Here is a 21,283-nt window from a genome sequence, read left to right on the forward strand (position 1 = left end):
CAAGGGAGAACCCTATGTCTTCACGCAGAGAGTTGGCTAACGCGATCCGCGCCCTGAGCATGGATGCGGTACAGAAAGCAAATTCCGGCCACCCAGGTATGCCGATGGGCATGGCTGATATCGCCGAAGTGCTGTGGCGCGACTTCCTGAAGCACAACCCGACCAACCCGGCCTGGGCGGATCGCGATCGCTTCATTCTGTCTAACGGGCATGGCTCGATGCTGCTGTATAGCCTGCTGCATCTCACCGGCTATGATCTGCCGCTGGAAGAGCTGAAAAACTTCCGCCAGCTGCACTCAAAAACGCCGGGCCACCCGGAAATTGGCTACACGCCGGGCGTTGAAACCACCACCGGCCCGCTCGGCCAGGGGCTGGCCAACGCTGTCGGTCTGGCGATTGCCGAGCGCACGCTGGCGGCCCAGTTTAACCAGCCTGGCCATGATATCGTCGATCACTTTACCTATGTGTTTATGGGCGACGGCTGTCTGATGGAAGGCATCTCGCACGAAGTCTGTTCGCTGGCCGGCACGCTGGGCCTCGGCAAACTGATTGGCTTCTACGATCACAACGGTATCTCCATCGACGGCGAAACCGAAGGCTGGTTTACCGACGACACCCACAAGCGTTTTGAAGCTTATAACTGGCACGTGGTGGGCAGCGCCGAAGGCATCGACGGCCACGATCCGGATGCCATCGCGGCGGCCATCAAAGAAGCGCAAAGCGTCACCGACAAGCCTTCGCTGATTATCTGCCGCACGGTGATCGGCTTTGGCTCGCCAAACAAAGCCGGCAAAGAGGAGTCGCACGGGGCCGCGCTGGGCGAAGAAGAAGTGGCGCTGACGCGTAAACAGCTCGGCTGGAACTACGGTCCGTTCGAAATCCCGCAGGATATTTATCAGCAGTGGGATGCCAGAGAAGCCGGGGCCGCGCAGGAGAAATCCTGGGAAGAGAAGTTCACGGCTTATCAGCAGGCGCATCCGCAACTGGCGGACGAATTCAGCCGCCGCCTGAAGGGCGAAATGCCGGCTGACTGGGAAAACAAAACCAGCCAGTTCATTCGCGATCTGCAGGCTAACCCGCAGAAAATCGCCAGCCGCAAAGCCTCACAGAACACGCTGGAAGCCTTCGGTAAACTGCTGCCGGAGTTCCTCGGCGGTTCCGCCGACCTCGCGCCCAGCAACCTCACCATCTGGTCCGGTTCGAAGCCGATCAAAGAGGATCACGCCGGTAACTACATTCATTACGGCGTACGCGAATTTGGCATGACGGCCATTGCCAACGGTATCGCGCATCACGGTGGCTTTGTGCCTTATACCGCCACCTTCCTGATGTTCGTGGAATACGCGCGTAACGCAGCGCGCATGGCCGCCCTGATGAAAGCGCGCCAGATTATGGTCTACACCCACGACTCAATTGGTCTGGGCGAAGATGGCCCGACGCACCAGCCGGTTGAACAGCTGGCCAGCCTGCGCGTGACGCCAAACTTCAGCACCTGGCGACCGTGCGATCAGGTCGAGACCGCCGTGGCGTGGAAAGCGGCGATTGAGCGCCATCACGGTCCGACCGCGCTGATTCTGTCGCGTCAGAACCTGCTGCAGCCGGAGCGCAGCGCGCAACAGGTAGAGAACATCGCGCGCGGTGGCTACATCCTCAAGGATTGTGACGGCACGCCGGACGTCATCCTGATTGCCACCGGTTCCGAAGTGGAGATCACGCTGGGCGCCGAAGCGAAACTCAGCGCCGACGGCCACAAGGTGCGCGTGGTGTCGCTGCCGAGCACTGACGTGTTTGATAAACAGGACGTGGCCTATCGTGAATCGGTGCTGCCTTCCACCGTGCGCGCGCGTGTGGCGGTTGAAGCCGGTATTGCCGACTACTGGTACAAATACGTCGGTATCGACGGCAAAATTGTCGGCATGACCACCTTCGGCGAATCCGCGCCGGCCGGCAAGCTGTTCCCGGCCTTTGGCTTTACCGTCGAGAACGTGGTGAGCCACGCCGAATCGCTGCTTAAGCCTGCCTGAGTGTCTGGCCCTTTCCCGCTACCGGGAGAGGGCCGTTTTATTTCACAGCCTGATACAGAAAAAAATCCGCCCCGCCCCCTTCCCGCTTTGCGCAAACTGATTACTATAGGTTTTCCTCCGATTCCTATAGCGGACGCTTTCCCGTTGAAAAAACGTACTCCTTTTTTACTGGCCTTAATGGTTGCCGTGCTGCCCTTTACCAGCGCGGCGCAGGTATCGCCCGATCCGCTGCTGGCCTCGCAGATTGTCGATCGCTATGCAGAACACATCTTTTATGGCAGCGGTGCGACCGGCATGGCGCTGGTGGCAATTGACGGTAACCAGCGCGTGTTCGCCAGCTTTGGCGAAACCCGTCCCGGCAATAATGTGCGCCCACAGCAGGACTCACTGATCCGTATCGCCTCGCTGAGCAAACTGATGACCAGCGAAGTGATGGTGAAGATGGCCGAGCGCGGCCAGATTCGTCTTGACGATCCGCTGAGCAAATACGCGCCGCCGGGCGCCCGGGTACCGACTTACAACGGCCAGCCGATTCGGCTGATCAATCTCGCTACCCACACCAGCAGCCTGCCGCGCGAGCAGCCGGGCGGCAAACCGCATCGTCCGGTGTTTGTCTGGCCAACCAAAGCGGATCGCTGGCAGTGGCTGCGCGGTGCGCAGCTAAAAGCCGCGCCGGGCACGCAGGCGGCTTACTCCAACCTCGCCTTCGATCTGCTGGGCGACGCGCTGGCTAAAGCCGCCGGTATGCCTTATCCGGCCCTGCTGCAGCAGCTGGTGACGCGTCCGCTCGGCATGAAGGACACCACCTTCACGCCATCACCGGACCAGTGTCAGCGCCTGATGATCGCCGAAAAAGGGGCCAGCCCGTGCAATAACACGCTGGCAGCCATCGGCAGCGGCGGCGTGTATTCCACGCCGGACGATATGGGGCGCTGGATGCAGCAGTTCCTCAACTCGGCGGTGAATCACCGCACGCCGCAGATCGATCGGCTGCAAACGCTGATTTATCGCCGCGACCAGCTGACCAAGGTGGAAGGCATGGACGTGCCAGGACGCGCCGACGCGCTGGGTATGGGCTGGGTTTACATGGCACCGAAGGCGGGCCATCCGGGCATCATTCAGAAAACCGGCGGCGGCGGCGGCTTCATCACCTACATGGCGATGGTGCCACAGCACAACGTCGGCGTATTTGTGGTGGTGACGCGCTCGCCGCTGACCCGCTTCACCCCAATGAGCGATGGCGTCAACAACATGCTGGCTGAGCTGGTGGGCAACCAGACGGGCTCACCGATGATGATCGGTAATATTCGCTAAGTATTTGACCAACAGCTAGTGGTTATTTACTGCGAACCCTCCCCTAAATCATTCGTGCTGCAGGAAGGCGGCAAGGATGGGCATCCCCGGGAGCTTACTCAGGTAAGTGACCGGGATGAGCAGCCGCAGCCAACGCCCCTGCAGTGCGAAGGATGACGGGGATTACTGAGTGACCCAGAGGGTGGGCCAGTCATCACTACTATGCCAGGCGTCACAGGTCTTTTCTTCCGCATACTCCGCCAGCACGAAAGCATTACCATCAAACTGCCAGCGTGTGGCCACACCGCAGTCGCCCAGACCGCGCCCTTTGCTGAAGGTATACAGCTGGCCGTTACTGGCATCGAACTCGGCGTTCACCAGCTCCAGCTGATTATCAGTGCGCGACGGCGGGGTAAACGGCAGGTTGAGCGTGATGCCGCGCGATACATACGGCTGGCTGCGTGTGACTTCAAACGCCAGATCGATCACGTTGTAGGCGCCGGTTTCGCAGCTTATCAGCAGCAGCGCTTTGCTGTCGGTGAGTGGCGCAACGCTGACTTCCCGCCGCAGCGGATCGAGCGAGCAGTTATCGGTATTGACGCGCCAGGTTCCGTAATCGATCAGGCCGGTGGTTTCCTGCTGCGTCAGCGGCGCGGGTGCGGGCATTGGTGCCGGCAGCTGTGGAATTGAGGGCGGCGGTGGCACATCCCACTGGACGCGATCACCGCGCTTTACCCAGGCGCTGGCACCGTTAACCCGCCCCTGTACGTCATCCATCAGCAGCAGCGCCGCTTTCATACCGCGCAACGGAATACTGGCGCTGGCTTTATAGGTGAGCTGTAAATTGCTGGCATCCAGCGTCTGGGCGAGAAATTCGTCGATGGCGATGGCGTTGCTGGTGGCCAGATGATGCGGCTCCACCGTCCAGTGTTTGAGGTCGGGATTGAGGCGGCGCTGGTCGAGCAGCAGGTTGTCTTTTAGCGCCGCGCCCGGCAATGCACCGCTATAGGCGCTGCCGTAATCAATGCGCAGCAGTGGCCGATCGTTGACCCCGGCGTGACGCGAAATCGTCATTACCAGGCCATTATCGCCAGGAAAACTGCGTGCCACGCAGAACGCTGCGTTGTTGCAGGTGATCTGCCAGTCGGAAAACGACTTTTGCAGCGGCTCGGCCTGTACGCTGGCGATCAGCAGAAAGGGCAATAAAAGCAGCGACTTCATCCAATACGACATGAAAAAAAACGATCCCCGATTCCTGGAAAGAAAATGATAGCGCAATGCATGCGCGGTCATCAGGCCGAAACTGTGAAGTGGCCTGAAAAGCGAAGTTAACTGCTGAAAAAGCCGTCGCCTTATGGGCGATCTGTGTGGAATAGCGCAACAGCTCCATCATCCGGTGCGGCTGATTTCTGCTCAATCGGATTCGTCGGACAATTTTTACCCCCTTCACAAAACGGTCAAATACACACAAACGGTCATAAGCGGTCATGCTATGGTGCTGGCAGAGCGTCAACGCTGTGCACGGTCTCTCTCATTCCCTCGCGTGATAACGCGCATTTATGTGAATGCGATCACTCAAATTTGAAATAAAGAGATCTCATTTACATAAAAAATCCAATGAAAATCACCTTAATGTCGCCGGGCCAGTTGGTCGCTGCGGACTCGTGCCCAGCCCACATTTTCACATTCCGGCATCCAGTAATTTATAGCCATCGGAGGGAAGTCATGTTGCCGATTGAAAGACAGCAGCGAATTATTGACGAGCTTAATTTAAATGGTCGGGTCATTGTCGCTGAATTAGTCACGCTGTGTCAGGTTTCGCAGGAAACCATTCGTCGTGATTTAACGCAGCTGGAGAAACGTGGCGTATTACAGCGCAGCCACGGTGGTGCAGTACCAGCCAAACGACAGGCCGCCAACATTCAGGGAAATACACGCGGTATTAACGAGTATGAATTATCTTTTCGCCAGCGCATGAATGAAAACGTCGAGGCCAAGATGGCGATAGCCAAACGAGCACTCGATTTTATCAGCCCCGGTGATTGTTTATTACTCGACAGTAGTACCACCTGCTGGTATCTGGCACGACAGCTACCGGATATTGAATTAACGGTGTTAACCAATTCTATCAGAATCGTCCAGACCCTTGCAGCGCGCGGCAGTATCCGCACCATCTGCCTGGGTGGAGAATATTCTGACCGTTATGAAGATTTCCACGGCGTCGTCGCAGAGCAGCCGCTACGGGAATTTCAGATCAATAAGATCTTTTTTTCCTGCAGCAGTCTGGGAAATGACGGTTATTTACGCGAAGGTAACGAAAACAACGCACATTTAAAACAGCAAATGTTGTTAGCGGCAGAAAGAAAACATCTGCTGCTGGACGGCAGTAAATTTCTGCGCCCCTCATTCGCGCGTATTTGTCACTACCGCGATGTGGATTTTCTCATCACTGACCAATTAAAAGACAAAGAGCTGGAACAAGAACTGGCGTGGAACGGCGTCAATATTATTGATTGCTCGCAACGCAGCCATTCGATGCAGCTAATAAAAAATTAATCCGGAGTCTTTATGAAAAAACATCTTATCGCCTGTTCTCTGCTTGCCCTGTTTGCCGCCGCTGGCGCGCAGGCCGCTGACAAAATCCGCATGGGCATCGTGGTAAAAATTGGCGGTATTCCGTGGTTCAACGCCATGGAAGCGGGCATCAAAAGTGAAGCGGCAAAACGCGGCATCGACGCGTGGATGGTCGGGCCAACCGCCGCTGACCCGGCGCTGCAGGTGCGCGCGATTGAAGATTTGATTGCGCAGAAGGTCGATATCATCGGCGTGGTGCCAAACGACCCGAAAGTGCTTGAGCCAGTGCTGAAGCGCGCACGTGAAGCCGGGATCATGGTGATTACTCACGAATCGCCCGGCCAGAAAGACGCCAACTGGGATTTCGAGCTGGTCGATGCGCCAACCCACGGCATCAACCATATGAAAGCGCTGGCGAAATGCATGCATGAAGAAGGCAAATACGCCATGTATGTCGGCAGCCTGACGGTGCCACTGCATCAGGAGTGGACCGACGCCGCGCTCAACTACCAGAAACAGCACTATCCGAAGATGCAGCTGGTGACCGACAAATTCGGCGTCGGCGAATCGCTGGATGACTCCATCCGCACCACCAACGAGCTGATGTCTAAGTACCCGGATCTGAAAGGAATTATGGCCTTTGGTTCACAGGGACCGATTGGCGCCGGCCGCGCGGTCATGAACCGCAACAAGATCGATCAGGTGTGCGTCATCGGCGCCTTCAGCCCGGGCCAGGGCGCGACGCTGGTACAGCGCGGTGCTATCAAGGGCGGCTATATCTGGAATCCGCAGACCGCCGGTGAAGTATTTGTGCGTATCGCCGACATGATGGAGAAAAAAGAGCCAATTACCGACGGCATGACCATTGAAGGGCTGGGCAAAGTGAAGGTGGATGAGGCGACGCACACCATTCTCGGTAACAACACCGAAAGTCTCGATAAAGAGAACCTGCCAAAACTGGTGAAAATGGGGCTGTAACATGCAAGAGGTCACTCCACAGACGCTGATTGCGCTCGACAACCTGTCGAAAACATTTGGTGGCAACCGCGCACTGAGCGATATCTCGCTGACCCTGCTGGCCGGCGAAGTGCACTGTCTCGCTGGCACCAACGGCTGTGGCAAGAGCACCTTAATTAAAGTCATTTCCGGGGTGCACGCCCCGGATAGTGGCAGCCGCATTACCCTCGGCGACGGCCAGAGTTTCCCGCGTCTGACCACCCGTCAGGCGCGCGACTTCGGTATCCAGGTGATTTACCAGGATCTGTCGCTGTTCCCCAATTTGAGCGTGGCGGAGAACATCGCTTTTGAGCATAACCTCAACGGGTTGCTCGGCTGGCACCGTCAGGCCCGGCTGCGTGACACCGCGCGCGGCATTATTGATGAGTTGAAATTTGACCTTGATCTGAATGAGAAAGTCGCTGCGCTGTCGATTGCCCAACGCCAGCAGGTGGCGATTTGCCGCGCGCTGGTGGCCGATGCACGACTGGTGATCATGGACGAACCCACCGCGTCGCTGACGCGTACCGAGGTCAATCAGCTGCTGCGCACTGTGCGCTATCTGAAAGACAAAAACATCTGCGTGGTGTTTGTCAGTCACCGGCTGGATGAAGTGCTGGAGATTTCGGATCGCGTGACGGTGATCCGCGACGGCCGCAAGATGGGCTGCTGGCCAGCCAGAGAGATGACGCCGCATCACCTGACCGAACTGATGACTGGCCTGAAGCTCGACTACCAGTTAAAAGCGCCAACGCGCAACGCCGACCGGGCGATTCTCGAAGTGGAGAAGCTGACACGCGCCGGTCAGTATCATGACGTCAATTTCAAACTCTACGCCGGTGAAGTGCTGGGCCTGTGCGGCCTGCTCGGCTCCGGCCGCACCGAACTGGCGCTGTCGCTGTTTGGCATGACCAAACCGGACAGCGGCAAAATCTGGCTCGACAGCAAGCCGGTGCGTTTTCGCGGGCACGAAGATGCCATCAAAGCCGGCATCGGCTACGTTTCGGAAGATCGTCTGACGCTCGGCCTGGTGCAGCAGCAGTCGGTGGCCGACAACATGGTGCTGCCGATTCTCGATAAGCTGCAAAACCGTTTTCATCTGATCGACGAATACCGCAAGAACAAGCTGATCCTGCAGTGGATTCAGCAGCTCGGCGTGCGCGTGGCCGATCCCAACCTGGCGATCTCCACCCTGTCCGGCGGCAACCAGCAAAAAATCGTGCTGGCAAAATGGGTACTGACCCAGCCGCGCATTCTGATCCTCGACTCGCCGACAGTCGGCGTGGATGTCGGCGCCAAGGCCAGCATCTATCAGCTGATCCACGAGCTGGCGAAAGAGGGACTGTCGATCATCCTGATTTCCGACGAAGTGCCGGAGGTCTGGTACAACTGCGACCGCATTCTGCACTTCCGCGACGGCACCATCCATGCCGAATACCAACCCGATACCGTGGCGCAGGAACAGCTGGCGGAGGTGATTAATGCCTGATTTCTCTCGTTTACGTCCGCACTCCAGCCAGGGCTGGCTCGCCTGGGTGCTGCTGGCTTTCATGGTGTTCTTCTCGCTGGCCAGCGATCAGTTCCTGACGGTGCAGAACCTGCTGGATCTGGCGGAAAGCTATGCCGTTACCGGCATTTTCGCCCTCGGCCTGTTTGTGGTGCTGGTGACCGGCGGTATCGATATCTCCTTCGCCGCCGTGGCGTCGGTGGTGCAATACCTGATCGCCTCGCTGTTTGTGCAGTTCCAGTTTGATAACGCGCTGCTCAGCATTCTGCTGGCTATCGTCTGTGGCACGCTGTTTGGCGTGATCAACGCCCTGCTGATCACCTCGCTGCGCGTGGTGTCGATCATCATCACCATCAGCATGCAGTCGTTGCTGTTTGGTCTGCTGATGTGGGTTACCGGCGGCAAAAGCCTCTACTCGCTGCCGGACTGGTGGATCACCCTGCGCAGCGTGCTGCCGTTTAGCGTACAGGGCAACAGTTTTCAGATTGGCTTACCGCTGGCGATCATGCTGGTGATTGCCGCCCTCACCGCGCTGCTGCTCAACAAAACCAATCTGGGCCGTCAGCTGTATGCGGTGGGCGGCGATGCGGAATCGGCGCGGCGTATTGGCATCCGCGTGGGATTGATTCACGTGTTTGCCTACGGCTGGCTCGGGGCGATGGCGGCGATTGGCGGGCTGGTGCAGGTGTACCGCATGGGTGAAGTAGTGCCGAACGCGCTGGTGGGCGGTGAGCTGGATGTGCTGGCTGCGACGGTGCTGGGCGGTGCCAGCCTGATGGGCGGCAAAGGCACGGTCAGCGGCACGCTGATGGGCGTATTCCTGATCGCCATCCTGAAAAACGGCCTCAATCTGATCGGCGTCTCCAACTACTTCATGAACATTGTGGTCGGCGGCACGATTATGGTGGCGATTGCCGTCACCCACTACAAAAAACGTAAAGAAACCGACGTCAGTTTCGTCTGACGGGAGGAGCCATCACCATGAAATCTCTCTCTGCGCTGCGGCCGGACGGCACCAACATCGGCCTGATGCTGTTGATTGCGCTGGCGCTGGCCACCTTCAGCGTCATGCTGCCAGGCCGCTTTCTCACTGATTCGACCTTTATGAGCATGGCGTTTCAGCTGCCGGAGCTCGGCCTGTTAACGCTGGCGATGTTTATCGCCATCCTCAGCGGCGGCCTGAACCTCGCCATCATCGCCACCGCCAACCTGACGGCGCTGTTCATCGCCTGGACCCTGATGAGCGCACTGCCGGCTGATGCCGGTACCGGTCAGCAGTTACTGTGGCTGTTTATCGCCATCGTCGGCGCGATGGTGATTGCCGCCGTGATTGGCGTAATCACCGGCGTGATGGTAACGCGCATCGGCGCGCACCCGATTCTGGTGACGCTGGCCACCATGATGACGCTCAACGGCATCGGCATCTGGCTGACCAAAGGTGCGGCGGTGAGCGGTATGCCGCCGGTGGTGCAGTCGCTCGGCTCAGACACGCTGCTGGGCATGCCGCTGCCGCTGTGGGTATTCCTGGTTGCCGCCGCGCTGCTGGCGCTGTTCCTCGGCAAAACCCGCGCCGGCAAATGCATCTACATGGGCGGCAGCAACATCAACGCCACCTGGTTCAGCGGCATCAATACCCACCGTATGGTGATGCTGGTGTATGTCATCTCCAGCCTGCTGTGCGTGCTGGCCGGTCTGATCATGATGGCGCGCTTTAACTCGGCGCGCATGGGTTACGGCGATGCCTATCTGCTGCTGACCGTACTGGCCATTATTCTCGGCGGCACCGATCCCAACGGCGGTTTTGGCCGCGTGACCGGCGTGGTGCTGGCGCTGATTGCGCTGCAGGTGCTCTCCACCGGCTTCAACCTGATGAACATCAGCCAGCACGTCAGCCTGGCGATGTGGGGTGCCGTGCTGGTGGTGGTGCTGGCCTTCAAACAACTCAAAGCGCGCTTTAACGATCACCGTGCCGTCAGGCTCAGCAAGCTGGCCGCGGCGCTTAATCCTCTGACCGAAAAAAAGGAAGTATGATGCGTATTCAAGTCTCCCCGTCGTTGATGTGTATGAATCTGATGGAGATCAAGCACCAGCTGGCCGTGCTGGACTCCCGCGCTGACTTCCTGCACATCGACATCATGGACGGTCACTACGTTAAAAACATCACCCTGTCGCCGTTCTTTATTGAGCAGATCCGCCCGCATACCCAGGTGGCGATCGATGTGCATCTGATGGTGGAAGAGCCGACCGACTTTATTGAAGCGGTGGCCAATGCCGGCGCCGATTACATTTGCCCGCACGCTGAAACCATCAATCGTGATGCGTTTCGCGTGATTAACCTGATTCGCAGCTACGGCAAAAAAGTGGGCGTGGTGCTCAACCCGGCCACGCCGGTCTCCTTTATCCATCATTACATTCATCTGCTGGATAAAATCACCGTGATGACGGTGGACCCGGGCTATGCCGGTCAGCCGTTTATTCCGGAGATGGTGCAGAAGGTGCAGGAACTGAAGGCGCTGAAACAGGCGCACGGCCACCGCTACCTGATTGAGATTGACGGTTCCTGTAATACGCGCACCTACAACACGCTGGTCGGTGCCGGTGCCGAAGTGCTGATTGTCGGTACTTCCGGCCTGTTTAACATTCACGAAGACCTTGCCACCGCGTGGAACATGATGCGTGAGAGCATTGATGAAGCGCAGGGCCTGGCGCAGGTGTCGGCATGACAACACGCTGGCTCGGTATCGACATTGGCGGCACCGGCACCCGTCTGCAGTTGATGGAGGCAGGCCGCATCTGGAGCAGCTTTCGTAAAGTGCCCACCGCCAGCTGGGCGCAGCAGCCCGATGCGCTGGCCGCACTTGGGCAGCTGATTGCGGAAACGCTGGAGCAGCAGCCGGTCAGCGGTGTGATGCTCGGCCTGCCGGGCATTCTCAGCCGCGATCGCCAGCAGGTAATTTCACTGCCGTTCATTCAGGCGCTCGATCACCAGCCGGTAGCGGCGCTGCTGAGTGAACGACTGGGCGTGCCGGTGGCGATGGATAAAGACGTTAACCATCTGATGCTGTGGGATTTAATGCAGCTGGAACAGCTGCCGGAAAATGCGGTAGGTCTGTATCCTGGCACCGGCATGGGCAACAGCCTGTGGATCAACGGCCGCTTCTACCATGGCCAGCATGGCGGAGCCGGTGAACTCGGCCACGTGCCGGTGGCCGGTAACGCGCTGCCCTGCCCGTGCGGTAACCACGGCTGCGCGGAAACCGTGACCTCGGGCCACTGGTTGAGCCACTGGGCGCAGGCCAATGCGGCGCAAACGCCAATGTCGGCACTGTTTACCCATCACGGTTCTGACCCGGCGCTGCAGGCGTTTGTGCAGCGTCTGGCACAGCTGATCGCCACTGAGATGAACATTCTCGATCCGGAGTACCTGATTCTGGGCGGTGGCGTGCTGGCGATGGCTGATTTCCCGCTGGCGCAGCTGCGCAGCCAGATTCAGCAGCATTTACGGCCGCCGGCCACGCGGGATGGTTTGAAAATCATCTTCAGTCAATCCACCGATCACACCGGCTGTCGCGGCGCCTGCCTCGCCGCAGAACGGCTGTTCAGGAGCGCGCAATGAAAGGAAAAGTGTGTGTGTTTGGCTCGTTCAACCTCGACGTGGTCGCGGTGATGAACCGTTTCCCCCTGCCGGGCGAATCGCTCACGGCGCACAACAGCATGATGGGGCCCGGAGGCAAAGGGGCCAACCAGGCCACCGCCGCGCTGCGCGCCGGGGCGCGCGTGCACTATATCGGTAAGGTGGGTAATGACGATTTTGGCACGTTTGCCCGCCGCCATCTGGAGAAGACCGGTTTCGATGCCATTACGCTGTTCACCTGTAAAGAGAAACCCACCGGCAACGCGCTGATTTACGTGGCGGGCGATGATGCCGAGAACATGATATCGGTCTATCCCGGCGCAAATACCACCGTTACCGCGGCCGAAGTGGCGCGCTGTCAGCCCACCGTGGCTGCCGCCGATATTCTGCTGGTGCAGCTGGAGAACAACCTCAGCGCCATTCAGCGCATGATCGACAACGCGCGTGCCGGCGGCACGTTTGTCATTCTGAATCCGGCACCGTGGCAGAAAGTCAGCGATGCGCTGCTGGCGAAGGTGGATCTGTTAACGCCCAACAGCACCGAAGCGATGCAGCTGAGCGGAGTAAAAGTGATCGATTTCGCCAGCGCGCAGCGCGCCGCCGAAGTGCTGCACCGCAAGGGCGCGCGTCAGGTGATTATTACGCTTGGCACCGCGGGCGCCCTGCTTTCCAGCGCGGAGCAGCAGCTGCGTATTCCGCTGTTTCCTGCCCAGCCGCTCGACACCACCGGTGCCGGCGATGCCTTCAACGGCGCACTGGCGGCGCGCCTGGCGTCCGGCGATGCGTTACCGCAGGCGGCGCTGTTTGCGGCGGCGTTTGCCTCGCTGTGCGTCGAGCGTTCCGGCGCGGCCAATTCCATGCCCTCCTACGCCGAAGCGCTGGCGCGCATGCAGGCTCATCCGGAGTGTGAAGTGACGCCGTTAAATGCCCCGGAAATAACGCACATAGCGTAGTGGCGCAATGCATTGCGCCCCGGCATCGGCAGAGTCGGCATTCGTGCCGACCCTGCGAATTACCGCCGCGGTTATGCCTGCAACCAGCCCATCAGCTGCGCATAGTGCAGTAACATAATGGTTTTGCCGTCGCGAATGCGCCCCTCTTTCACCATCGCCAGCGCCTGGGGAAACGGCAGCTCGAGTACGGTGATCTCTTCATCTTCCACGCCGCCGCCGTCGTTAGCGCGCTGCGCGTCGCTGTATTCAGCGGCGAAAAAGTGCAGTAATTCTGTTACGCCGCCCGGCGACATGTAGGCCTCAAACAGCTTTTCGACCTTACCAACCTGATAGCCGGTCTCTTCCACCGCTTCTTTACGGATGCAATCTTCCGGCGTGTCGTTATCCAGCAGTCCGGCGCAGGTTTCAATCAGCTCACCGCTGGCGTTGTCGTTAACATAGGTCGCGATGCGGAACTGACGAATCAGCACCACGCTGTTTTTTTCACGGTTGTAGAGCAGGATGGTGGCGCCGTTGCCGCGATCGTAGACTTCACGTTTGTGACGTACCACGTCGCCGTTGCTGCGGGTGAGTTCGTAGGTGTAGTTGCGCAGAATGAAATAATTATCAGACAACAACTTATCTTTGATGATGTTGATCTTTAACGACATAGCCGCTCCACTGCGTAGCTGAGGGAGCCTGAGATAATAGGCCGAAGCCGCGGGGAAAACTATCTGAATTGTGGAGCAGGTTGCCCGCGATGGCGTAAGGCTGACAGTTGAGCATTACGCCTTTTCAACGCTCATGGCACGTGTTGTAGCGGCGCAATTTATTGCGCATCCGGGCAGCTGTGTAGTGATTAACTTAGCGCGATAAATCGCGCCGCTACAATGTGTGCAGGATGAGGGTGAAGAAATAAAATGCCGCACGAATCGTAGCGGCGCAATTTATTGCGCATCCGGGCAGCTGTGCAGTGATTAACTTAGCGCGATAAATCGCGCCGCTACAATGTGTGCAGGATGATGGTGCAGAAATAAAATGCCGCTACGATGTGTGCAGGATGAGGGTGCAGAAATAAAATGCCGCACGAATCGTAGCGGCGCAATTTATTGCGCATCCGGGCAGTTGTGCAGTGATTAACTTAGCGCGATAAATCGCGCCGCTACAACGTACGCAGGATGAGGGTGCAGAAATAAAATGCCGCACGAATCGTAGCGGCGCAATTTATTGCGCATCCGGGCAGCTGTGCAGTGATTAACTTAGCGCGATAAATCGCGCCGCTACAGTGTGCGCAGGATGATGGTGAAGAAATAAAATGCCGCACGAATTGTAGCGGCGCAATTTATTGCGCATCCGGGCAGCTGTGTAGTGATTAACTTAGCGCGATAAATCGCGCCGCTACAATGTGTGCAGGATGAGGGTGAAGAAATAAAATGCCGCACGAATCGTAGCGGCGCAATTTATTGCGCATCCGGGCAACTGTGCAGTGATTAACTTAGCGCGATAAATCGCGCTGCTACGATGTGTGCAGGATGATGGTGCAGAAATAAAAAGCCGCACGAATCGTAGCGGCGCAATTTATTGCGCATCCGGGCAGCTGTGCAGTGATTAACTTAGCGCGATAAATCGCGCCGCTACGATGTTGTGTGGTTTGCGGCTGCCTCAACCGGTCGGCACGAAAACCCTGATACCGCACCGGCAGGTGCGGCCAGGGTCGCGATTAAAAACCGTTTGGCTGGTCTTTCATATCCGGCAGATGGTGGGCAATGCCTTTGTGGCAGTCGATACAGGTTTGTCCGTCCTGCACCGCTTTGCTGTGCATTTTGGCGGCGACCGTTTTCTGCGCGGTGAAGTCCATGTAGTCGAAGTTGTGACAGTTACGACACTCCTGCGAATTGTTGTTCTTCATCCGGCGCCACTCGTTCTGCGCCAGCTCAATACGCGTCTCTTCAAACTTCTGCGGCGTATCAATCAGGCCGAAGATCTTGGCGTACACCTCTTTACTGGCCTGGATCTTACGAATCATCTTCGGCCCCCACTCGTGCGGCACGTGACAATCCGGACAGGTGGCGCGCACGCCGCTGCGGTTGTTGTAGTGCACCGTCTGCATATATTCCTGATAGACGTTGTTGCGCATTTCGTGACAACCAATACAGAACTGCTCGCGGTTGGTCATCTCCATCGCGGTGTTAAAACCGCCCCAGAAGATGATGCCGCCAGCAAAGCCAAGAATCAGCAGCGTGCCGAGCGCCAGACGGCTGGGCCGTCGCCACCAGCGCCAGATACGTATAAGTTTCTGTTTCATCGCCACCTCACTGCCCAAAGCCGTCAGCCGGCTTAAAGGTGTTTTCCACCACCGGTTTAGCATCGGTCTGCGGCACGTGACACTGCAGGCAGAAGTAGCGACGCGGCGATACCGTGCTGCTCACCACGCCGTCGCGGTCGGTAAAGTGCGTCGGACTGACGCGCGGCGCGCCGGTGGTCAGATAGCTCTGGGTGCCGTGACACTGCAGGCAGCGGTTCACGTTCTTCGTCACCTGGTAGCCCTCCACGCTGTGCGGGATCACCGGCGGCTGATTAACATAGTTCAGCGGCTTGCGGCTCTGCTCTTTGGGCTGATGAATGGTGCCCTGCTGCGTTGCCGTCACTTCCGGTGACTGATTGAGATCGACGCCGTTATTAGCGTACACCACGCCGCCCAGCATCAGGGCGGCGGCGGTTACAAGAGTGATAAAAGGTTTCATTGCATCCTGCCTCAGATTTTCACCAGCTTAACGGCGCATTTTTTGTAATCGGTCTGCTTCGACAGCGGATCGGTGGCGTCCAGCGTGATGTTGTTGGCCAGCACGCCGGCATCGAAGAACGGCATAAATACCAGCCCCTGCGGCGGCTGATTACGCCCGCGCGTTTCCACGGTGGCGAGGGTTTCGCCGCGACGCGATACCACGCGCACCTTCTCACCGCGACGGAAGCCGCGATCTTTGGCGTCCAGCGGATGGATATACAGCAGCGCCTGCGGCACCGCGCGGTGCAGTTCCGGCACGCGGCGCGTCATGGTGCCGGTGTGCCAGTGCTCCAGCACGCGACCGGTGCAGAACCACAGGTCGTATTCGGCATCCGGCGCTTCCGCTGGCGGCTCGTACGGCAGGGCAAAAATGGTGGCTTTGCCGTCCGGCTTACCGTAAAAACGTACCCCCTCACCGGCTTTCACGTAGCTGTCGAAACCTTCACGATAGCGCCAGCGCGTCTCTTTGCCGTCCACTACCGGCCAGCGCAGACCGCGCGCCTCGTGATAGGTATCGAACGGTGCGAGATCGTGACCGTGGCCGCGGCCAAAGCTGGCATACTCCTCGAACAGGCCTTTCTGAATATAGAAGCCGAACTCACGCGCTTCATCGTTGAGGCGGTCGTCGGCCACTTCGCTCAGCGGGAACTGATTCACCTGGCCGTTGGCATACAGCACGTCGTACAGGGTTTTGCCTTTCAGCTCAGGCTGCTGAGCAATCAGCGCCTCTGGCCACACGTCCTCAACGCGGAAGCGTTTGGCAAAGGTCACCAGCTGCCACAGATCCGATTTCGCCTCGCCCGGCGCTTTCACCTGCTGATGCCAGAACTGGGTACGGCGCTCGGCGTTGCCGTAGGCGCCCTCTTTCTCTACCCACATCGCCGTTGGCAGAATCAGGTCGGCAGACAGGGCGCTGACGGTCGGATACGGGTCGGATACCACCACAAAGTTGCGTGCATCGCGCCAGCCCGGCATGCGCTCCTGCGTCAGGTTCGGCCCGGCCTGCATGTTGTTGTTACACATCACCCAGTAGGCATTCAGCTTGCCGTCTTTCAGCGCGCGATCCTGCGCCACGGCGTGCAGACCGACTTTGGCTGGCACCGTGCCCTGCGGCAGCTTCCACAGTTTTTCAGCTAAAGCGCGGTGTTTGTCATTGTTCACCACCATGTCGGCTGGCAGACGGTGCGCAAACGTGCCCACTTCACGCGCGGTGCCACAGGCCGATGGCTGGCCGGTGAGCGAGAACGGTCCGGTGCCCGGACGGGAAATTTTGCCGGTCAGCAGGTGGATGTTGTAGCACAGGTTGTTCGCCCACACGCCGCGCGTATGCTGGTTAAAGCCCATGGTCCAGTAAGAGACCACCTTGACGTTCGGAGCGGCGTACAGCTCCGCCAGCGCGATCAGCTGATCCTGCTTTACGCCGCTCATGGCGCTGGCTTTTTCCACCGTGTATTCCGCGACAAATTTCGCATACTCATCGAAGCTGATCGGCGTCGACTCGCCGTTGTCCGGATTTTTCGCCGCCGCCTGCAGCGGATTGGTCGGGCGCAAACCGTAGCCGATATCCGTCACGCCTTTACGCAGCGTGACGTGATTCTGCAGGAAGGTTTTATCGACTTTATTGTTCTGAATGATGTAGTTAGCGATGAAGTTGAGGATCGCCAGATCGCTCTGCGGCGTGAAGACGATGGCGTTATCGGCCAGCTCGAAGCTGCGGTGGCGATAGGTCGACAGCACCGCCACTTTGACGTTGTCATTGCTGAGACGACGCGCGGTCAGGCGTGACCAAAGAATCGGGTGCATCTCGGCCATGTTCGATCCCCACAGCACAAACGCATCGGCCTGCTCGATGTCATCGTAGCAGCCCATCGGTTCGTCCATGCCGAAGGTGCGCATAAAGCCCACCACCGCAGACGCCATGCAGTGGCGCGCGTTCGGATCGAGGTTGTTGGTGCGGAAGCCCGCTTTCATCAGCTTTGATGCAGCGTAACCTTCCCATACGGTCCACTGGCCGGAGCCAAACATGCCGACCGATTCCGGGCCGTTGGCTTTCAGCGCCGCCTTAAACTTCGCTTCCATGATGTCGAACGCCTGATCCCAGCTTACCGGGGTAAACTCGCCGTTCTTATCGAATTTGCCGTCGGTCATGCGCAGCAGCGGCTGGGTCAGACGATCTTTGCCGTACATGATCTTCGGCAGGAAGTAGCCTTTGATGCAGTTCAGACCGCGATTAACCTCCGCCTGCGGATCGCCCTGCGAGGCGACCACGCGGCCATTCTGCGTGCCGACCAGCACGCCACAGCCGGTGCCGCAAAACCGGCACGGCGCTTTTTCCCAGCGAATCGGCTCAGCCAGGCTGGTGGCCGCTTTGGTCACGGTCGGAATGGTGAGACCGGCAGCCGTTGCAGCAGCAGCCGCCGCATTGGCCTTCATAAAATCACGACGACTCAGGTTCATGATGCTTCCTTACAGGGTTCTTCAATTTCGTCTTGCTGGTGATAAACCAGCGATACCGCCAGCACATCCGGGATGTTGCGGGTGGCTTCAATGTTGCTCAGCAGCGTGGCACTGTCGGCCGCGCCCAGCGTTAGCGCCAGCGTGCCGCGTGCGGCATCTTCCGCCGCAATGTCGCTATCGGCAAAGTTCAGTAGCGCCTGCCGCACCGCCGCGATCGCGGTCGGACGTGCCTGAATCACCAGGCCACATACGTGCCAGCTGTCGTTATTCGTCATGATGCAGTCCTGTGGCTGAGACCGGACACGGCGCGATACAGGCGCCACAGCCGGTGCAGTGTTGCGGAAGGATTTCCGGCTGGCCGATGCCGTTGGGCATCAGGCGAAAACGGATCGCCTGCTGCTCACAACTCTCCTGGCAGCTGCGACAGTTAACGCCAAGAAAAGCGATACAGCGGCTGTCGATGCGGATGCGCCGGCTAAAAGGTTCAGTGTCGCGCGGCTGAAACAGCGGCTGCGGGCAGACATCGGCACAGGCGGCGCAAAAGGTGCATTCCCCCTGCAGAAAGTCGAGCTGCGGCGCTTCGCCAGCGGCGATGCGGATAATGCCGCTCTCGCAGGCTTGTACGCAGCGGGCGCAGCCGTCACAGCCGCTCTCTCCCCGCCACCACGGCAACGCGATACCGCCGGCAGGCATGACGCGCTGCCCGGTAAAGAGTTCACGTCGCGACAGCGCCATCGGCTCACCTCAATGCGGGGATGTAGAGATGGTGCGTAAAATAACCTGAGGTTATGAAGGGCTATATCACCCGAAAGGTGTAATTCCCGATGCGGGATCAAGAGAAGGAGAATTGAAATAAAAACGGGGGCCGGCTGGCCCCCGCAGGTGAGAATTACTGCGATTAACGCGCGTTGTCTTCAGCCAGTTTAGGCGCCGCATCATCCTGATCGTCATGATGATGCTCGTGCTCTTTCATCGCTTCCGCCTGCACGCGCTTACGCACGCCAAACCAGCCGAGCACCAGCAGCACGGCAATCAGCGGAATTGAAGCAATGGTGTAGGTGCCGTTCGGGTAGTCAAACGCCATCAGCACCAGCACGCTCACCAGGAACAGCAGCGTCAGCCACGAGGTAACCGGCGCCCACGGCAGCTTGAAGCTGACATCTTCCGCTTTGCCCTCTTTGATGGCTTTGCGCAGACGCATCTGGCACACCACGATGAACGCCCACGAGGAGATAATCCCCAGCGACGCCACGTTCAGGACGATCTCAAACACCTGCGACGGAACGTAGTAGTTGAGCACCACGCCGATCACGTACACGCCGATGGTCACCAGGATACCGGCGTACGGCACCTGCTGCTTACTCATCTTCGACATGAACTGCGGCGCCGAGCCGCCCATCGACATTGAACGCAGAATACGTCCGGTAGAGTACAGGCCCGAGTTCAGGCTCGACAGCGCCGCGCTCAGCACCACGATGTTCATCACGCTGCCAATGTAGGGCACGCCCAGTTTGGAGAAGAAGGTGACGAACGGACTTTGACCGGCCTGATAGGCGTTCCACGGCAGCAGCAGTACCAGCAGTACCACGGAACCCACATAGAACAGACCGATACGCCAGATCACGCTGTTGATGGCTTTCGGCAGCATGGTTTTCGGGTCTTTACACTCGCCCGCCGCCGTGCCCACCAGCTCAATCGAGGCGAAGGCAAACACCACGCCCTGTACCAGCACCAGCGCCGGCAGCAGACCGTGCGGGAACAGCCCGCCGTTGTCGGTGATCAGATGGAAGCCGGTGGTGTTGCCGTCCAGCGGTTTACCGCTGCCGAGGAACACCACGCCGACTATCAGGAACACCACGATAGCCAGCACTTTCACCAGCGCGAACCAGAACTCCATCTCGGCGAACCACTTAACGCCGATCATGTTCATGGTGCCGACAATCGCCAGCGCGCCGAGCGCAAATACCCACTGCGGCACATCACCAAACGCGCCCCAGTAATGCATGTAAAGCGCCACCGCGGTGATATCGACGATACCGGTCATCGCCCAGTTAACGAAATACATCCAGCCCGCGACGTAGGACGCTTTTTCCCCGAGGAATTCACGTGCGTACGAAACAAAGCTGCCGCTGGAAGGGCGATGCAACACCAGCTCGCCCAACGCACGGAGAATAAAGAAGGAGAAGATACCGCACACCAGATACACCAGTGCCAGTGCCGGACCGGCCATCTGCAGACGCGCGCCGGCACCGAGGAACAGACCGGTACCGATAGCGCCGCCAATGGCGATCATTTGTACCTGACGGTTACCCATTGCTTTGTGGTAACCCGTGTCGTGAGAGTTAAGCCAGCGCCTTCTCGCAGCACGCTGTTCGGCTGGCGTTTTTTTAGTAGATTTCATAGCTTTCCTGTTTGTCCTGTCCATCAATCACCGCGTAACCAATCGATTGCGCCGGGCAGTGCGAAATGGGGTAAAACCGGCCCCTGAGCGGCGGAACGATGCCGCGCGGCAAGCCGGGAAATTACGGCGATGAATCCTACCCGTTCTGCATGAACGAAGCAAAATTTACTGGCTGACTGCACGGGTTGATTTGTAATAATCCGTCGCGACGCACAAAAAAACCGGCCAGTGGGGTGGCCGGTAATCGGTGGCTACAGGAAAAAACTACCAGAGGGGAATAATGAAGGGCATCAACGGTAAATCTCGGCGCTGCCGCTCCACATGCTGGAATCGCCTGGATTCTGCATGCCAATGACGCGATAGTGGCTGGCGCCCATCTCTTCCGCTTTCTGCGACAGCTGACGGGTGGCGTCATCCAGCGAACCCCGCACGCCGCTCACCGAAACGGTGCCGCTGCTTTGCAGGTCCTGGGTTTGTGCCTCGCTCAACGGCGAGGCGGCAAGGGTAGTAAACGATGCGCTGGCAAGCAGTGCAGCAGTCATTACGGCATAACGTGTCTTCATGAGGTGCTCCTGTTGTCGTGCGGGAAAAGGGTTACGCGTCAAAGTATCGGCGAGCCAGTGCAAACCAGGCTGCGCGGGCGGTAAAAGCGTTCAATATTTCGCCAGCCAAACGCCGGT

At 58.5% G+C, this 21,283-nt stretch carries 20 protein-coding genes; 10 read left to right on the top strand and 10 right to left on the bottom strand.

What is annotated here, in order from left to right; translation table 11 throughout:
- Positions 1 to 14 precede the first annotated feature (14 nt).
- Together tkt and ampH are read left to right on the top strand one after the other, a co-directional pair.
- Positions 15 to 2,024: a transketolase gene (gene tkt / locus OXR61_RS14095; protein WP_031279807.1), complete on the top strand. Its 2,010-nt coding sequence runs from the start codon at positions 15 to 17 to the stop codon at positions 2,022 to 2,024.
- Positions 2,025 to 2,168: 144 nt separating this feature from the next.
- A complete protein-coding gene (ampH, locus tag OXR61_RS14100) occupies positions 2,169 to 3,338 on the top strand; it encodes a D-alanyl-D-alanine-carboxypeptidase/endopeptidase AmpH (RefSeq protein WP_031279806.1) in 1,170 nt (389 codons plus the stop codon).
- A 162-nt stretch (positions 3,339 to 3,500) separates the two neighbouring features.
- On the opposite strand, the gene OXR61_RS14105 is transcribed toward ampH, so the two are convergent.
- Positions 3,501 to 4,427, bottom strand: a complete 927-nt coding sequence (locus OXR61_RS14105) for a DUF1176 domain-containing protein (protein ID WP_230857100.1) — start codon at positions 4,425 to 4,427, stop codon at positions 3,501 to 3,503.
- Positions 4,402 to 4,806, bottom strand: a complete 405-nt coding sequence (locus tag OXR61_RS14110) for a hypothetical protein (RefSeq protein WP_230857099.1) — start codon at positions 4,804 to 4,806, stop codon at positions 4,402 to 4,404. Before OXR61_RS14110 ends, OXR61_RS14105 begins: the two co-directional genes overlap by 26 nt.
- A gap of 236 nt (positions 4,807 to 5,042) precedes the next feature.
- Here OXR61_RS14110 and OXR61_RS14115 point away from each other — a divergent pair, with 236 nt between their 5' ends.
- The 8 genes from OXR61_RS14115 to OXR61_RS14150 are packed head-to-tail and all read left to right on the top strand — an operon-like array spanning position 5,043 to position 12,981.
- On the top strand, positions 5,043 to 5,873 hold the full coding sequence (locus OXR61_RS14115) for a DeoR/GlpR family DNA-binding transcription regulator (protein ID WP_021508063.1): 831 nt from the start codon (positions 5,043 to 5,045) through the stop codon (positions 5,871 to 5,873).
- Between the two features lie 12 nt (positions 5,874 to 5,885).
- Positions 5,886 to 6,869, top strand: a complete 984-nt coding sequence (locus OXR61_RS14120; RefSeq protein ID WP_021508062.1) for a substrate-binding domain-containing protein — start codon at positions 5,886 to 5,888, stop codon at positions 6,867 to 6,869.
- Position 6,870: 1 nt separating this feature from the next.
- Complete coding sequence (locus tag OXR61_RS14125) at positions 6,871 to 8,376, top strand: sugar ABC transporter ATP-binding protein (RefSeq protein ID WP_021508061.1); 1,506 nt, start codon at positions 6,871 to 6,873, stop codon at positions 8,374 to 8,376.
- A complete protein-coding gene (locus tag OXR61_RS14130; RefSeq protein ID WP_021508060.1) occupies positions 8,369 to 9,358 on the top strand; it encodes an ABC transporter permease in 990 nt (329 codons plus the stop codon). Before OXR61_RS14125 ends, OXR61_RS14130 begins: the two co-directional genes overlap by 8 nt.
- Before the next feature lie 17 nt (positions 9,359 to 9,375).
- Positions 9,376 to 10,425: an ABC transporter permease gene (locus OXR61_RS14135; RefSeq protein WP_021508059.1), complete on the top strand. Its 1,050-nt coding sequence runs from the start codon at positions 9,376 to 9,378 to the stop codon at positions 10,423 to 10,425.
- Entirely contained in the window at positions 10,425 to 11,117 is a 693-nt protein-coding gene (alsE, locus tag OXR61_RS14140) for a D-allulose 6-phosphate 3-epimerase (protein ID WP_031279804.1), read from the top strand. Before OXR61_RS14135 ends, alsE begins: the two co-directional genes overlap by 1 nt.
- Positions 11,114 to 12,010 carry an allose kinase gene (alsK, locus tag OXR61_RS14145; protein WP_021508057.1) on the top strand — a complete coding sequence of 299 codons (897 nt, stop codon included), beginning with the start codon at positions 11,114 to 11,116 and terminating at the stop codon, positions 12,008 to 12,010. The genes alsE and alsK overlap by 4 nt, the downstream gene beginning before the upstream one ends.
- A complete protein-coding gene (locus OXR61_RS14150; RefSeq protein WP_021508056.1) occupies positions 12,007 to 12,981 on the top strand; it encodes a ribokinase in 975 nt (324 codons plus the stop codon). Before alsK ends, OXR61_RS14150 begins: the two co-directional genes overlap by 4 nt.
- Positions 12,982 to 13,052: 71 nt before the next feature.
- Here the strand turns inward: OXR61_RS14150 and nudK are convergent, their stop codons facing one another.
- From nudK to OXR61_RS14190, 8 genes are all read right to left on the bottom strand, one after another.
- Positions 13,053 to 13,631 (bottom strand): GDP-mannose pyrophosphatase NudK, encoded by a 579-nt coding sequence (nudK, locus tag OXR61_RS14155; protein WP_021508055.1) that lies wholly within the window; start codon positions 13,629 to 13,631, stop codon positions 13,053 to 13,055.
- Between the two features lie 1,049 nt (positions 13,632 to 14,680).
- Entirely contained in the window at positions 14,681 to 15,265 is a 585-nt protein-coding gene (napC, locus tag OXR61_RS14160) for a cytochrome c-type protein NapC (RefSeq protein ID WP_031279803.1), read from the bottom strand.
- Between the two features lie 7 nt (positions 15,266 to 15,272).
- Positions 15,273 to 15,704: a nitrate reductase cytochrome c-type subunit gene (gene napB / locus OXR61_RS14165; RefSeq protein WP_021508053.1), complete on the bottom strand. Its 432-nt coding sequence runs from the start codon at positions 15,702 to 15,704 to the stop codon at positions 15,273 to 15,275.
- A gap of 11 nt (positions 15,705 to 15,715) precedes the next feature.
- Positions 15,716 to 18,202 carry a nitrate reductase catalytic subunit NapA gene (gene napA, locus OXR61_RS14170; RefSeq protein WP_267412339.1) on the bottom strand — a complete coding sequence of 829 codons (2,487 nt, stop codon included), beginning with the start codon at positions 18,200 to 18,202 and terminating at the stop codon, positions 15,716 to 15,718.
- Positions 18,199 to 18,477, bottom strand: coding sequence for a chaperone NapD (locus tag OXR61_RS14175; protein ID WP_021508051.1), 279 nt, complete (start codon positions 18,475 to 18,477; stop codon positions 18,199 to 18,201). The genes napA and OXR61_RS14175 overlap by 4 nt, the downstream gene beginning before the upstream one ends.
- Complete coding sequence (gene napF / locus OXR61_RS14180; RefSeq protein ID WP_021508050.1) at positions 18,467 to 18,937, bottom strand: ferredoxin-type protein NapF; 471 nt, start codon at positions 18,935 to 18,937, stop codon at positions 18,467 to 18,469. Before napF ends, OXR61_RS14175 begins: the two co-directional genes overlap by 11 nt.
- A 163-nt stretch (positions 18,938 to 19,100) precedes the next feature.
- A complete protein-coding gene (gene ansP / locus OXR61_RS14185; protein ID WP_031279802.1) occupies positions 19,101 to 20,603 on the bottom strand; it encodes an L-asparagine permease in 1,503 nt (500 codons plus the stop codon).
- A gap of 290 nt (positions 20,604 to 20,893) precedes the next feature.
- Complete coding sequence (locus OXR61_RS14190; protein ID WP_021508047.1) at positions 20,894 to 21,166, bottom strand: DUF1471 domain-containing protein; 273 nt, start codon at positions 21,164 to 21,166, stop codon at positions 20,894 to 20,896.
- Positions 21,167 to 21,283: the final 117 nt, after the last annotated feature.

Source organism: Pantoea sp. GM_Pan_4 (assembly GCF_026541005.1).
In the GTDB taxonomy this organism is placed as follows: Bacteria; Pseudomonadota; Gammaproteobacteria; order Enterobacterales; family Enterobacteriaceae; genus Pantoea; species Pantoea dispersa.